This is a genomic window from Rhodococcus sp. Chr-9 (genome assembly GCF_000801125.1).
GTDB lineage: Bacteria > Actinomycetota > Actinomycetes > Mycobacteriales > Mycobacteriaceae > Rhodococcus > Rhodococcus pyridinivorans.
Genome location: NZ_JTIZ01000073.1, coordinates 178,005 through 192,379 on the forward strand (window position 1 = coordinate 178,005; position 14,375 = coordinate 192,379).

14 protein-coding genes are annotated in these 14,375 nt (G+C 67.6%); 6 read left to right on the plus strand and 8 right to left on the minus strand.

The annotated features are described in order from the left end of the window. Positions 1-50: 50 nt before the first annotated feature. From QR64_RS09755 to QR64_RS09770, 4 genes are all read right to left on the minus strand, one after another. Positions 51-233, minus strand: a complete 183-nt coding sequence (locus QR64_RS09755) for a hypothetical protein (RefSeq protein ID WP_019290838.1) — start codon at positions 231-233, stop codon at positions 51-53. 129 nt (positions 234-362) lie between these two features. Beyond that, the gene (locus tag QR64_RS09760; RefSeq protein WP_039585034.1) at positions 363-1,433 is read right to left on the minus strand and encodes a 2-oxoacid:ferredoxin oxidoreductase subunit beta; all 1,071 of its coding nucleotides are present in this window, start codon (positions 1,431-1,433) and stop codon (positions 363-365) included. Next, positions 1,430-3,364 (minus strand): 2-oxoacid:acceptor oxidoreductase subunit alpha, encoded by a 1,935-nt coding sequence (locus tag QR64_RS09765; RefSeq protein ID WP_039585035.1) that lies wholly within the window; start codon positions 3,362-3,364, stop codon positions 1,430-1,432. Before QR64_RS09765 ends, QR64_RS09760 begins: the two co-directional genes overlap by 4 nt. A gap of 130 nt (positions 3,365-3,494) precedes the next feature. Beyond that, positions 3,495-4,211: a dienelactone hydrolase family protein gene (locus tag QR64_RS09770; RefSeq protein ID WP_039585092.1), complete on the minus strand. Its 717-nt coding sequence runs from the start codon at positions 4,209-4,211 to the stop codon at positions 3,495-3,497. Positions 4,212-4,423: 212 nt separating this feature from the next. Here QR64_RS09770 and QR64_RS09775 point away from each other — a divergent pair, with 212 nt between their 5' ends. Further along, positions 4,424-5,116, plus strand: a complete 693-nt coding sequence (locus QR64_RS09775; protein WP_039585036.1) for an SDR family NAD(P)-dependent oxidoreductase — start codon at positions 4,424-4,426, stop codon at positions 5,114-5,116. A 5-nt stretch (positions 5,117-5,121) separates the two neighbouring features. On the opposite strand, the gene QR64_RS09780 is transcribed toward QR64_RS09775, so the two are convergent. Further along, positions 5,122-5,436: a WhiB family transcriptional regulator gene (locus tag QR64_RS09780; RefSeq protein ID WP_371683083.1), complete on the minus strand. Its 315-nt coding sequence runs from the start codon at positions 5,434-5,436 to the stop codon at positions 5,122-5,124. A gap of 163 nt (positions 5,437-5,599) precedes the next feature. Then, on the minus strand, positions 5,600-6,820 hold the full coding sequence (locus QR64_RS09785) for a CaiB/BaiF CoA transferase family protein (RefSeq protein ID WP_019290835.1): 1,221 nt from the start codon (positions 6,818-6,820) through the stop codon (positions 5,600-5,602). Positions 6,821-7,025: 205 nt separating this feature from the next. On the opposite strand from QR64_RS09785, the gene QR64_RS09790 reads away from it, so the two are divergent. Continuing rightward, on the plus strand, positions 7,026-8,441 hold the full coding sequence (locus QR64_RS09790; protein WP_039585038.1) for an MFS transporter: 1,416 nt from the start codon (positions 7,026-7,028) through the stop codon (positions 8,439-8,441). 52 nt (positions 8,442-8,493) lie between these two features. On the opposite strand, the gene QR64_RS09795 is transcribed toward QR64_RS09790, so the two are convergent. Then, a complete protein-coding gene (locus QR64_RS09795; protein WP_024102093.1) occupies positions 8,494-9,390 on the minus strand; it encodes a LysR family transcriptional regulator in 897 nt (298 codons plus the stop codon). Positions 9,391-9,462: 72 nt separating this feature from the next. Between QR64_RS09795 and QR64_RS09800 the strand changes: the two genes are divergently transcribed. From QR64_RS09800 to QR64_RS09810, 3 genes are all read left to right on the plus strand, one after another. After that, complete coding sequence (locus QR64_RS09800) at positions 9,463-10,380, plus strand: CoA transferase subunit A (RefSeq protein WP_039585039.1); 918 nt, start codon at positions 9,463-9,465, stop codon at positions 10,378-10,380. Further along, complete coding sequence (locus tag QR64_RS09805; RefSeq protein WP_006553723.1) at positions 10,377-11,153, plus strand: 3-oxoadipate--succinyl-CoA transferase subunit B; 777 nt, start codon at positions 10,377-10,379, stop codon at positions 11,151-11,153. Before QR64_RS09800 ends, QR64_RS09805 begins: the two co-directional genes overlap by 4 nt. A gap of 134 nt (positions 11,154-11,287) precedes the next feature. Continuing rightward, positions 11,288-12,298 carry a DICT sensory domain-containing protein gene (locus QR64_RS09810; RefSeq protein WP_006553724.1) on the plus strand — a complete coding sequence of 337 codons (1,011 nt, stop codon included), beginning with the start codon at positions 11,288-11,290 and terminating at the stop codon, positions 12,296-12,298. 16 nt (positions 12,299-12,314) lie between these two features. Here QR64_RS09810 and QR64_RS09815 read toward each other — a convergent pair whose 3' ends face one another. Next, the gene (locus tag QR64_RS09815; RefSeq protein WP_006553725.1) at positions 12,315-13,541 is read right to left on the minus strand and encodes an EAL domain-containing protein; all 1,227 of its coding nucleotides are present in this window, start codon (positions 13,539-13,541) and stop codon (positions 12,315-12,317) included. Between the two features lie 293 nt (positions 13,542-13,834). Here QR64_RS09815 and QR64_RS09820 point away from each other — a divergent pair, with 293 nt between their 5' ends. Then, positions 13,835-14,257, plus strand: coding sequence for an STAS domain-containing protein (locus tag QR64_RS09820; protein WP_052227261.1), 423 nt, complete (start codon positions 13,835-13,837; stop codon positions 14,255-14,257). Positions 14,258-14,375 lie beyond the last annotated feature (118 nt).

Genomic DNA, 14,375 nt, shown 5'->3' on the forward strand with positions numbered 1-14,375 from the left:
CGTTGTGCGCGAAATCGTTTGGGAAATCGCGAACAATGTCGGTTTCGTCGTTATGCGTCGACTCGTTTGACGAGACGGATGGCGCCGAGCGGGTCGAGCATCTCGGGGTGCGACTGCCTGGCCCGTTGTTCGGGAGTGCTGCCGTGCCGTTCGGCGATCCGGAACAGCCCCGCGTACTCACGATGGGCGCGTTCGCGACGCGGATCGGGTGGGGTGAAACCTTCCTCGGACATGATCCCAGGACGGCGCGTGAGCAAGTTGTTGTCAACAAATTGTTCACACATGCCCGATCCGCAACGACTTCGACCATCCGCCACAGCAATTGCGGCGGCGAATAGCCAGGACGGTAGCGGCTACGGGCATCAGGGCACGGTCCACGTGTTGTCGCCCCGCAGCAACTGCTGCAGGTCGGCGGTGCCGGACTCCCGCGCGGTCCGCACCCGAGCGCGCTCCGCGTCGTCGTAGGTCGTCCGCCCGACCTGCCGCACGATCCCCGTGACGACGTAACGAAGGTCCTGGTCCGACAGCCGCGACAGCGCGTACGCGTATTCGGGGTCGTCGGTGTGCGCGTCGTGCACGACGATGTCGGCGGCGTCCACCTCGGAGCGTTGCGCCACCCGCAGACCGAAACCCTTTCGGACGACGCACCGCTCGTCGTCGACGCCGAAGATGATCGGTTCGCCGTGCCGCAGCGGGATCAGGTGCGACAGCGCTTCGTCCTTGCGCAACACGTCGAACGAGCCGTCGTTGAAGATCGGGCAGTCCTGCAGGATCTCGACGAAGGCCGCACCGCGATGGTGTGCCGCCGCGCGCAGGACCTCCGTCAGTCCGGCGCGATCGGAGTCGAGAGCACGTGCGACGAAGGACGCCTCGGCGCCGAGCGCGAGCGACAGGGTGTTGAACGGCGCGTCGACCGACCCACCGGGTGAGGACTTGGTGACCTTGCCGACCTCCGAGGTCGGCGAGTACTGCCCCTTGGTCAGGCCGTAGATCCGGTTGTTGAACAACAGGATCCGCATGTTCACGTTGCGACGCAGGGCGTGGACGAGATGGTTGCCGCCGATCGACAGGGCGTCGCCGTCGCCGGTCACGACCCACACCGACAGATCCGGACGCGTCACCGCCAGACCGGTCGCGAGTGTCGGGGCGCGTCCGTGGATCGAGTGCACACCGTAGGTGTCGAGATAGTAGGGGAAGCGCGACGAGCATCCGATACCGGAGACGAACACGAGATTCTCACGCCGGACACCCAATTCGGGCAGCAGGCTGCGGACCGTCGCGAGGATGACGTAGTCGCCGCAACCCGGACACCACCGCACTTCCTGGTCGGACGTGAAGTCCTTCGCCTTCTGCGGGTCGTCCGTCCGGGGCACACCGTCGAGTGCGTCGGTGTGCGGGCGGAGTCCGAGATCGTGGCCGAGGAGTCCGGTCATGCTCGTGCCCTCTCTGCTGTCGGGTCGAGTTTCGTCGACGAGGCGACCGCGGCCGGCGTCCGGGATCGTTCGGTGTCGGCGAGTGTTCCGGCGAACTCGGCTTCGATGGCGTCGTGGAGTTCGTCGGCGCGGAACGCCATGCCGGATACCTTCGTCACCGGCTGGATGTCGGCATCGAACCGCGACCGCAGCAGGAAGGACAGCTGACCGAGGTTCATCTCCGGGACCAGCACGCGCCGGTAGCGGCCGAGCACGTCGCCGAGATTCTTCGGCATCGGCGCCAGGTGCCGGAGGTGCGCGCGGGCGACGACATGCCCCGCTCGCCGGGCGCGACGCACGGCCTCCCCGATCGGCCCGTACGACGAACCCCAGCCGAGCACGAGCACCTCGGCGTCGCCGGTGGGGTCGTCGACGTCGAGATCCGGGACGTCGATGCCGGCCACCCGCGCGACCCGCAGTCGGGTCATCAGCTCGTGGTTGGTGTGGTGGTACGAGATGTCGCCGGTGCCGTCGGCCTTCTCGAGTCCGCCGATCCGATGCTCGCGACCTGCGGTGCCGGGTATCGCCCAGTCGCGCGCGAGGGTGTCGGCGTGGCGGGCGTAGGGCAGGTAGCCGGGATCGTCGTCACCCGGCGACGCGGCGAAGCGCGGATCGATGCGGGGCAGGTCGTCGATGTCGGGGATCCGCCACGGTTCGGATCCGTTGGCGATCGCACCGTCGGACAACAGCATGACCGGGGTGCGGTAGGTGATGGCGATGCGCGCGGCTTCGAGTGCGGCGTCGAAGCAGTCGGCGGGTGACTGCGGAGCGACGATCGCGACGGGCGATTCGCCGTTGCGGCCGAACATCGCCTGCATCAGGTCGGCCTGTTCGGTCTTCGTCGGAAGGCCCGTGGACGGTCCACCACGCTGGACGTCGACGACGATCAGCGGCAGTTCGGTCATCACCGCCAGACCGATGGCCTCGGATTGCAGGGCGATTCCCGGACCCGACGTGCTCGTGACCCCGAGCGCGCCACCGTAGGACGCGCCGATCGCGGCGCCGATACCCGCGATCTCGTCCTCGGCTTGGAAGGTGTGCACTCCGAAGCGTCCGAGTCTGCTCAGTTCGTGGAGGATGTCGGAGGCCGGCGTGATCGGGTAGGTGCCGAGGAAGACGTCCATCCCCGCCGCGCGACCCGCCGCGAGGAGACCGTAGGCGAGGGCGGTGTTGCCGGTGATCTGCCGGTACGTGCCGGGTGGCAGCGACGCGCGGGCCACCTCGTAGGTCGTGGCGAACGTCTCGGTGGTCTCCCCGTAGTTCCAGCCGGCGCGCAGGGCGAGGACGTTCGCGTGCGCGATGTCGGGTTTTGACGTGAACTTGCGCTCGAGGAACGTCTCGACCGGCGCGATCGGCCGCCCGTACATCCACGACAGGAGACCGAGCGCGAACATGTTCTTCGAGCGCTGCGCGTCCTTCTTGCCCACACCGGCGGGTTCGACGGCTCCGGCGGTGAGGGTGCTCATCGGCAGGGCGTGGACGGTCAGATGCTGCACGGCGTCGGTACCGAGCGGATCGGCGTCGTAGCCCGCTTTGCTCAGGTTCCGTTTGGTGAACTCGTCGCTGTTCACGATGACGGTGCCGCCTCGGGGCAGGTCGCCGACGTTGGCCTTGAAGGCCGCCGGGTTCATCGCGACCAGCACGTCGGGCCGGTCGCCGGCGGTGAGGATGTCGTGGTCGGCGATCTGGATCTGGAAGCTCGAGACCCCGGGAAGAGTGCCCTGAGGTGCGCGGATCTCGGCGGGGAAGTTGGGTTGTGTGGCAAGGTCGTTGCCGAAGGCCGCCGCCTCGGCGGTGAACCTGTCACCGGCGAGTTGCATGCCGTCGCCGGAGTCGCCGGCGATGCGGATGACGACCTGTTCGAGTTTCGCGCTCGACGCCATGCGCTCCATCGTGGCCCTCACGTGCGCATGTGCAACCGTTTCTCCCGAAAAATTCTGCTCATCCGCTACAAGACCGGCTTTCTGCTACAGCAATTGCCGGCAATCACCGCAGCGGAAAGCCAACTTTCTAGCGAACGCGTCAGGAGCGGACGGTGTCGCCGATGAAGCTCAACGCCTGGGGCCACGACACAGCGTAGGCGTCGGCGTTGACGGGATTGCCGTGCCGGTCGCGGGAGGAGAAACCGTGTTCGGCGCCCGGGTAGACGTGGGTGATGGTCGCGCCGGTCTCGCGCTGTTGCAGCGTCGCCTGCAGGTTCGCGAAGGTCTCGGCGCTCATGATCGTGTCGGCGCCGGCGTGCAGCACCATGACGGGTGCAGCGACGCGACCTGCCTGTTCGACGGCGTCGATCGTGTGGTTCGGGGCGGGCGGCACCGCGATCGACGGGTGGTAGGCCACGACGTTCGCGACCCGCGTGTCGCGGGCGCCGAGGATCAGGGCGAGGCGTCCGCCGAGGCACCATCCGATCACGCCGACCTTCTCCAGGCGCAGCTCACCGAAGGCATGGTCGAGCAGGGTCGCCATCTCCGCGAGGCACTTCTCGTCGTCGAGGCCCCGCATCAACTCCACGAGTTCCTCGCGCGAGGTGTCGTCGGCGCTCGGTCCGTGCCAGGGATCCCAGACGAGCGCGGTCACACCGGTTCCGGCGATGTCGTGCGCGTACTCGCGGACCTGGGCGTCGATGCCGGTGATCATGGGCAGCAGCAGCAGCATTCCTCCGGTGGCACCGCCGAGCGGCCTGGCCAGATAGGCGCGCAGACCTCCGATGTGAACGAATTCTGCCTCGATGTCGGTCATCGACCGTCCTTCCACTTTGCGTCGTTTGTTCGTCATGATCTTCGTACGAAGTCGTTCAGCGGGCAGCACATCCACCCGTCACTGCAGCTCAGGGGCCGTCCGTCCCACCCACCAGAAAAGAACATCATTTCCGATCTGCGGTATCGTTCCTCTCGCGCACCGACGTACGGTTGGAGCACGGCAGACGGCTCGCTCGAAAGGGATACCGGCAGATGGCTCGCACCGTATTGGTCAGTGGTGGCACCGGCGGCCTCGGCAGCGCCGTGACGAAACATCTCCTCGACACCGGATGGCGGGTCGTGGTGCCGTGGCTGGTCCGTGACGAGCTCGAGCGCGTGGGCACGCATCCGAACCTCCAACTCGTCCAGGCCGACGTCTCCGACGAGCAACAGCTCGAGGACGCCCTGAACCTGGCGTGCGACGACCCCGACGCTCCCCTCTTCGGCGTCGTCAATCTTGTCGGCGGCTTCACCTCCGGACCTCGGGTGCACGAGACTCCGATCGAGGTCCTCGACTCCCAGCTCGATCTCAACCTGCGCACCGCCTATTCCGTCAGCCAGGCGGCGCTGCCCCACCTGATCCGCCGCGGCGGTGGATCGATCGTCTGCATCTCCACCGCCGCGACGCTCAACCCCTTCCCGGGCGGCGCCCCCTACATCGCTTCCAAGGCTGCGGTGTCGGCGCTGGTCGAGACGATGGCGCTCGAGTACCGCGACGACCACATCCGCGTCAACGCGCTGCTGCCCGTCGTCATCGACACCCCGGCCAACCGCGCCGCGATGCCCGACGCCGACACGAGCCGCTGGTCGAAGCCGGCCGACATCGCGAAGGTCATCGAGTTCCTGATCTCCGATGCGGGCGCCTCCGTCACCGGTGGTCTGATCCCCGTCACCAATGTCGGCTGACAGCGTCAGACCGACTGGAGGCGACCGAGTTTCATCGCACGTTCGAACGCTCGCCGTTCGGCGTAGTTCATGCCGCCCCACACGCCGTGCGTCTCTCCGGTGCGCACGGCGTGCACTCGGCACGCGTCGATCACCGGACAGGAGCGACAGACCTCCTTCGCCTGCCGCTCGGCCCGGAGCACCGCACCACGGCCGTCCTCGGGCTGAGGGAAGAACATCGACGTGTCCACCCCGCGGCACCGCGCCGCGACCACCCAGTCACGGTCGCCGGATCCGTACATCGCCGCCTCCTTGCCCATCGGGTCATCGCGGACCCGCACTCGTCGAACGAGTGTTTGTACGGCCATTTTTCGGTACCCGGCGGGGATCGTCAATCCTTGAGCAGCGCGGATCCATCAGAATCGACGATGCCAGTCGCTTCGGATACCTATAAGCACCGGACGCTATGGCCGCACATTTGATGAGCGGACGAGACAGGGCGGATCAGCCGACGATGCCGGCCTTCTTCAGGCCCGCGATCTGCTCGTCGGTGAGCCCGAGAGCGGCGAGCACCGTGTCGGTGTGCTGACCGAGCCCCGGCACCGCGCCCATCGGCAGTTCGACGTCGCGGAAGTTCATCGGCGGCAGGATGCCACGCACCGTCCCCGCCTCGGTCTGCACCTCACGCCAGCGATCGCGCGTCGAGAGCTGGGGGTGCTCGATGAGCCCGCGCAGATCCCGCAGCTGCGCCGCCGGCACACCGGCGTCGGCGAGCTTGCCGTCGAGCTCCGCACTGGTGAATTGCTTGGTGGCCTGCCCGACCAGCGCATCGACGTCCTCGCGGCGACGCACCCGCTCGAGATTGGTGGCGTAGCGCGGATCATCGCCCAGTTCGGGCATGCCGAGCACATCGGTGAGCGTGCGCCAGCCCCGGTCGTTCTGCACGCCGATGAGGATCTCGCCGTCCGAGGTGGGGTATTTGTCGTACGGCGCGATCGACGTGTGCGACAAACCCATCCGCGGCACCTGCCGCCCCTGATACATCTGCAGGTACATCGGATAACCGAGCCATTCGGCGGTCGCGTCGAACATCGACACGTCGATCGTCGCGCCGACGCCCGTGCGGTGCCGGCGCAACAGCGCCGCCTGGATGGAGGTGAGCGCATACATGCCCGCGGCGATGTCCGAGGTGGGGATGCCCGTCTTCACCGCAGTCTCGGGCGTGCCGGTGATCGAGCACAGGCCGGTCTCGGACTGCACGAGCATGTCGTAGGCCTTGCGGTCGCGCATCGGTCCGTCGGTGCCGTAACCGGACATGTTGACCACCACCAGTTCCGGGTGGTCGGCACGCAGGTCGTCGGCACCGAGTCCGAGACGCTCCACCGCGCCGGGAGCGAGATTCTGCAAGAAGACGTCCGCACCGCGGATCAGCGCCTTCACCGCATCGATGCCCTCGGGAGCCTTGAGATCCACCGCGAACGATTCCTTGCCGCGGTTGAGCCAGACGAAGTGTGCGGCCAGGCCGTGCACGGCACCGTCGTAGGCGCGCGCGAAGTCGCCGTCGCCGACGCGTTCGACCTTGACGACACGGGCTCCGAGGTCTGCGAGATGGCGCGTCGCGAGGGGCGCGGCGACCGCCTGTTCGAGGCTCACCACAGTGATGCCCTCCAGCGGCAGGCCGGCGGAAACCTCCACCTCGGTCCGATCGGTTCGGTCGCTCGTCACCTGATGTCCTTTCGCGTTCGCGGTTCCCCCATCCGGCGTCGCTGCATGTCTACCAGGACGAACACGGACTCCTCAGTAATACCTCTGCGGTATCGATTCGAGTCCTATTGGGTATTGGACTGGAAATCCGAGCCCTGCCACTCTCTGTTGAGACGCAGACCACATTCCACCCGCTTCGTCCGGGGGCGTAGCAGACGGAGGGCGCATGAGTTCGTCCACACCCACCGATCAGGAGATCGCGAGGAAGGCCCGCAAGGCCGGTATCGCCTCCTTCATCGGCACCACCATCGAGTGGTACGACTTCTACATCTACGGCACGGCCGCCGCGCTGGTGTTCGGCCAGGTCTTCTTCTCGGACGAACTCTCGAGCGGTGTCGCGACCCTCCTCGCGTTCGTCACCCTCTGGGCCGGCTTCCTTGCCCGCCCACTCGGTGGCGTCATCTTCGGCCATCTCGGAGACCGCCTCGGACGCAAGAACACCCTCGTCATCACGCTCGTCATGATGGGCATCGCGACGGTGGGCATCGGTTTGCTCCCCACCTACGCGCAGATCGGAATGTGGGCGCCGGTCCTGCTGGTCTTCCTGCGCATCGTGCAGGGCGTCGCGGTCGGCGGCGAATGGGGCGGCGCCGTCCTCATCGCCAGCGAGAACGCCCCGAAGGGCAAGGGAATCCTGTATTCGGCGTTCGCGCAGCAGGGTTCGCCCGCCGGCAACCTGCTGTCGACGATGGCCTTCTTCTTCCTCGCAGCGCTGCCCACCCCGCAGTTCATGATGTGGGGCTGGCGCATCCCGTTCCTGCTGTCGGGCGTGCTGGTCGTCATAGGCATGGTGATCCGCCTCGAGCTCGAGGAATCGGACGCGATGAAAGCCGTTCTGGCACGCAAGAAGACCGTCAAGCTCCCGATCAAGGAAGTGCTGCGCAAGCACTGGGTCCTGGTCCTGCTCGGCGCCGGTGCACTGCCCCTCGCCCAGGTGACCTATTTCAAGAACACCTTCGCGCTGTCGTGGGCGACGAGCGAACTCGGTTACGAGCGCGGCACCTTCCTCGCGATCATCGCCATCGCCCTCGTCGTGCAGTTCATCGTGCAGCCGTTCGGTGCCGTGCTGGTGTCGAAAATCGACATGCGCAGGGCCATGCTCCTGATGATCGTCCCGGAGCTGTTCCTCATGCCGGCGATGTTCTTCGCGATCCGCACCGAGACCTTCGCGGTCGCCGTGATCGGTATGTGCCTCGCGACAATTCCGCACTCGATGTTCTACGGCGCGATCGCCGGCATCCTGGCCCGCGCCTTCCCTGCAAACATCCGGTACTCGGGCCTGTCGCTCGCCTACCAGCTGTGCTCGCTGATCGTCGGTGGTGGCACCCCGGTTCTCGCCCAGTACCTGCTCAACTCGTCCGGTGACGTCACCGGCGTGGCCATCGCGGCGGCCTGCTACGCAGCGGTTTCCCTCGTGTGCACCCTGGCACTGCTCGAGCGCACCGGATACGACCCGAAGGCACCCTCGGTCGCCGAGAAGTCCGACGCCGACGAACTCGCCCTCGAGCAGTCGGAGGCGGCCGAGCACGACCGCCGTACTCCGGGAACCGACGACACCCCACGAGATCGCGTCCATGCCTAGGACGGATCGCTCGCACTCGGGGCCGGCCGGCGCAGTCGCCGGCCGGCCCCGGTCAATCCGGAGTCGGCAGCGCTTCCTCGGAGAGGCGGAGAACCTCCCGCAGCGCGGCACTGTCGTCGTCCTCCCGCCACACGAGCCGCACGTCGAGCGGCTCGGGATGATCTGCGAGAGGAACGAACACGACCTCGGGGTTGATGACGTTCGCCGCGACCGACGAGACCGTCATCGAACATCCCACCCCGGCCGAGACCAGGGCGATCAGCGACAGCGAATCCGGGGCGCTCTGAACGATTCTGGGCGTGAATCCGACATCGTGGGCGATACGGAGCAACAGCTCGCGCAGCATCGATCCGGGTTCGGCGGGCAGCATCACCCACGCCTCGTGCGCGAGGTCCTCGAGCCGGACCTGCTCACGGTCGGCGAGCGGGTGCTCCTTGGGCAGCGCCACGACGAGGTTCTCTCGGGCCACGACGCGCGACGCGATCCCCGGTGGGAAGAACAACAGGCGCACGATGCCGATGTCGAGCTTGCCCGCGGCCAGCTTGTTGAGCGCCTCGCTCGCGTACGCCGAACTGTCGAGCACGAATTCGATACCGGGATGAGTGCGCCGCACGAGCTTCGCCCACCGGCCCACGAGATAGTGCGAGGACGAACCGGCGAAACCGATACGGACCCTGCCGGTCTGACCCGACCCCGCGGCGGTCACCGCCATCTCGGCGAGCCGGCAGGCGTCGAGGATGTTCCGGGCCGGCTCCACGAGCGCGCGACCGCTCTCCGTCAACCGCACGCTGCGGGTGTTGCGTTCGAAGAGTTCGGCTCCGAGTTCTTTCTCGAGCCTGCGGATCGTGCGGCTGAGCGGCGGCTGGGCCATGTGCAGCCGTTGCGCCGCGCGACCGAAATGCAGTTCCTCCGCCACCGCCAGGAACGCCTTCACCTGCTGGATCTCCACCCGTCGATTATTGCGCCTGCGGGCGCCTGATATCCGACACCGAATTACCGACCACACGGAGGACGACCGGGTATGCCGGACAAACTCATGACCCTGCGCGAGGCGATCGCCACCTATGTCGAGGACGGCATGACCGTTGCCCTCGAGGGTTTCTCGCACCTCATCCCGTTCGCCGCGGCGCACGAGATCATCCGGCAGGGCAGGCGCGACCTGACGTTGTGCCGCATGACCCCCGACATCATCTCCGATCAGCTCATCGCCGCCGACTGCGTGTCGAAGCTCGTCGCCTCGTTTTTCGCCAGCGGCTCGGCCGGGTCGCTGTACGAGATCCGCCGGCGCATCGAGAGCCACGACCCCGTCGCACTCGAGGTCGAGGAGTACAGCCACTACGGCATGGTCTGCCGCTATCAGGCCGGCGCGGCCGGGCTGCCCTTCTTCCCGCTGCGCTCGTATGCCGGCAGCGACCTGCCGAGGATCAACCCGAACATCCGGCTCGTCGAGGATCCCTTCAGCGGCGGCAGCGTCTACGTTGTGCCTCCGCTGAACCCGGACGTGACGATCATCCACGCGCAGCGCGCCGACCGCTCCGGCAACGTCCAGATCTGGGGCATCGCCGGTGTGCAGCAGGAAGCGGTCTACGCTGCGAAGAAGGCCATCGTGGTGGTCGAAGAGATCGTCGACGACGACGTGATCCGCTCCGATCCCAGCCGCACCCTCGTCCCTTCGCACGCGGTGGACGCGGTGGTGCTGAGCCCGCGCGGAGCGCACCCCTCCTACGCGCAGGGTTACTACGACCGCGACTGCGCGTTCTACCGCCGATGGACCGCGATCAGCAAGGACCCCCAGCAACTGCGCACCTGGTTGAAGGAATGGGTCCTCACCACCGCCGATCACGCCGAATACCTCGAGAAACTGGGCGAAGAGTACTGGGCCGACCTCGAGGTCGCGCCGCGCCCCTCCGGGACCGTCGACTACGGGAGCCGAAAGTGACCACCACCGAAACCTTCTCCACCACCGAACTGATCGTCTCCGTCGCCGCGCGGGCCCTGGCCGGCAAGGCCCGGGTCTTCGCCGGGGTGGGTCTGCCCACCCTCGCCGTCGACCTCGCCGCCCGCACGTCGAACCCCGACGTCGAGCTGATCTACGAATCCGGGGTCTGCGGTGCGCACCCCGAGGCGATGGCCGAGGGCATCGCCGACTCCGTCGTGGTCTCCGGCGCCGAATCCGTGGTGTCCATGGCGTCGCTGTTCGGGTACGTGCTCCAAGGCGGCAACGTCGACGTCGGGTTCCTCGGGGCGGCGCAGATCGACCGCGACGGCAGCCTCAACACCAGCATCATCGGCGACTGGGACAAGCCCACCGTGCGCCTGCCCGGCGGCGGCGGAGCCGTTGAGATCATGCCCAACGCCGGCGAGGTGTTCGTGATCATGCGACGCCACGATCCGAGTGCCTTCCCCGCCGAACTGGACTTCTGCACGACCCCGAGCCCGGTGCGCGCCCGTGAGGCGGGCGTCGGCATCATGCCCCGCGGCCGCGGGGTGACGAAGGTGTTCACCAGTCTGGGCGTGCTGTCGCGGCAAGATTCCTTCGACGAACTCGAACTGACCAGCATCCACCGCGGTGTCACCGTCGACCAGGTCCGCGCCGCCACCGGCTGGGATCTGAAGGTCTCCGACGAGCTGACGCTGACCGAGGATCCCACCGCCGAGGAGATCGACCTGCTGCGCAACGAGATCGACAAGGTCCGCCTGTATCTGCGGTGATCCCGTCGACGTGACCGACGTGTCGGCTGGCAGGATGTCCGCAACGGACGACGCCCCGGATCCTGCGAGCCTGCGCGCGTCCGGCGTGATGCTCGGCGGACGGACCGCCGCGTGATGCGGGAAGGCGGCACGTCATGCACGCGAGCACGATCCACGACCTTGTGGACGGCACGGTCGTCGCGGCTGTGATGCCGTTGACCGACCTCGCGCACAGGCCGGTGGCCGGACGCGATGCCGTCGCACTGGTCGACGAGCACGAGGTGTTCGCCGATCCCCCGACGGTCCTGCACCGGATCGCCGCTGTGCGCGAGCGCGGATTCGCCGTGGCGGTACGCATCGCGGAATCGGCGTCCCGCGCCACGGTCGTCCTGGCTCTGGTCGAGCCGGAGGTGGTCGTCGTACCGGCCGAGGCGCTCGTCGCATCCGACCTGCGGGCCGCCACTACCCTGCTGTCGTTGCGGGCCCACTGCGAGCGCACGAACTCCGTCGTTCTCGCCGAGGGCGTCGACTCCGACCTTCATCGCGAGGCGGCCCTCGCCCACGGTATCGATTTCGGTTGCGGTACAGCACTACACGTTGCGGAGGGTGAAGCCGGCCCTTCGTCGCCGCGCGGCGGGTTGTTCCGTGAACCCACCTGGAGTGCGCCGCTCGACGACGCGACCGCCGCGCCCTTCCGCATCCTGTCTGCCGGTCGGGAACGCGTGCGGAGCGGCAAGGGTCTGCTCGTGTCCATGAGCGCCGACCTCGAGGCGCGAGCCGGGGAGGCCGGACCCGACACGATCGCCCTCGGCACCTTCCAGCACCACGACCACTTCACCGGGGCCGCACGCAGACGATGGCTGTCGATGGCCGACACCCTCGCGCACGTCGCGGTCTTCGCGGTCGGGTTCGGCACGAGCACCTCGGGCCCGGACCTCGTCCCGATCGAGCCGCACGATCCCCTCGTCGACGAGTGGAACGTCATCCTCCTGGGAGAGTCGTTCGCGTGCGCGCTCTCTGCCCTCGACCTGCACCGTCGAACGGCCGGCGGCGAGCGGGAGTTCGAGTACGTCGTCTCCTACGACCGGGAGGCCGTCGCCCGCGCGGCGCGCGCGACCCTGTCCCGTCCCCGACCGGTCCCCTTGGAGGTCCCACCCTCGTCCTGAGCCGCTCTCCCTCGGGTCACCCCTCGAAACGCGCCAGGATGCTGTGGGCGCACCGGATCACGGTGCCGCGGTCGTAGGACAGCACGTAGCGGAACTCTCGGTCGAGATCCGCTGCGTCGGTGTGCATGTCGAGCGCGGCGAGTACGCACGCGAAGTGCGGACCGAGGACGACGACGTTCCATTCGTCGACGATCGGATCGTTCGGGTCCAACGGCGCGTGGTGTACCGCGGAGTCGACGTAGGGATCGATTCCGACGCCGTAGACCCCGGTGTAGGCGACCTGCTCGGCGAGCTGCGCCCATCGAACCCGGGAGGTCGGGGTGAAGTGCTCGGCGCGCTGGAAGGTGCCGAGCACGATCGTCTCCGGTCCGGCTCCCACCGCGTTGGTCTCGAGCAGCTTGCTCATCGACACCAGAAGTCGCTTGAAACTACTTGTGCGTCTGCGTCCTTCGGACGCCAGAGCGAAGGGAGTGAGTTCGGGGCCGCCGGGAACGGCCCGTCGCGGACGCAGCGATATCGGTTCGACATCCGAATCCGCTTGCGCGGCATCCCCGGTCGATCCGACTGTCGGATACAGCGCGCCCATTCCGTATTCGGCGGCCAATCCCAGAGCGCGGCGGCGATGCAGTTCCGAATCGACGCCCTGCGCGATGACGACCGCGCTGCTGGATTCGATGTACGCGGCGACGGCGTGGGCAATCCTCGCCGTCGAGGCGTCGGCCGCACGCGCGATCAGGGCCGGCGACGTGATGATCACATCCGGTTCGACGAGCGGCAGCAGCGCGAGGGCCTGAGCACGCGCTCCCACACCGTCCACCGCGACGAGCATGCCGGCGGTGCGCGCCGCCGCAATGGTGCGCAGCGTCCTGGCAGGGGCGGCGATCAGCGCCTGCTCGGTGATGAGAGCGACCGTGGTCGGGCCCCCTCGATCCCCGAGCGCGCCGAGTTCGTCGAGCGAATCGAGATCGACGGTCACCAGATGCGGAACCGCCGACTCGGCTTGCCGTCCGGCCCTGCGCCACTTGATCCGGTCCAGTTCCGACTTCTGATGCATCGCCCGGGCGGCCTCGCTCAGAGCGGTCGCATCGTGCAACGATGATCCTCCCGGACCACGCAGTTGCAGTTCGACGGCGGACAGCGCACCGCTGCCGAGCCGATGGATGGGGGCGAGCTCCGTCTCCACGACGAGGCCGCCGAACGCGGCCTCCGCGTCGGCGGCAGCGTCGGCAGGAACAGCGCTCATGGATCCAGCATCCCATCTCCGGCCACCGATCGTCCGCTCGGGCCGACGGAGCCAGGAACATAGGATATTTTCGCAGCTCCGAACGCCTACGTTACAGAACCGTGATGTTTCGTTATCGTTCCGTTATGGAACGGGTGGTGGCGAAGCGACATCCGTCGGACAGGCTCTGTGCAAGCCCGAGGCGAGTTCTCACCGGACCCCGACGTTCTCACCACGACCCCAGCAGGCCGACCGTCTGCTCATGATCCAGCCCGCACCGGACGGCACGAAATCCACGCCGACAGGAGACCGCAATGAGCACACGTACGAGCACCACCCGCAGGATCGTCACCCACAGCGGCGCACTCTCACGAGTCGGTGCAGAGACGGTCGCCCGAGCACCGCGCTACCGTCTCGACGTCCACTCGCCCTCCCGTCGCTGCAGCGTCCTGCGGGCGAAGGGAGATCTCGACATGACCGCCCGAGCGGAGTTCGCCTCCACTCTCGGCGACCTCGCACTCTCGGGCGACCACGTCGTCGTCGACCTGTCCGAGGTGACCTTCATGTACTCCGAGGTCGCCTCGATGCTCGCCGATGCCGTTCACATCCGGCCCGGCCGTTTCCACGTCGTCGCACCCACACGCCAGGTGCGCATGCTGCTCGACATCCTCGCTCCCGACCTCGACGTCACAGCCGATGCCGCACCCTGCGACGCGGGCACAGCACCCGCTGCCTGATCACAGCAAGGGGCGCGTGACGGCGTCCGGCCGGCGTGCAACCGACTGCTGTAGCAGTGCGCCCGCCACGTGCGCGCGTCGCAACACCTCGGACACGACTGCAGCATCGGATCCACCC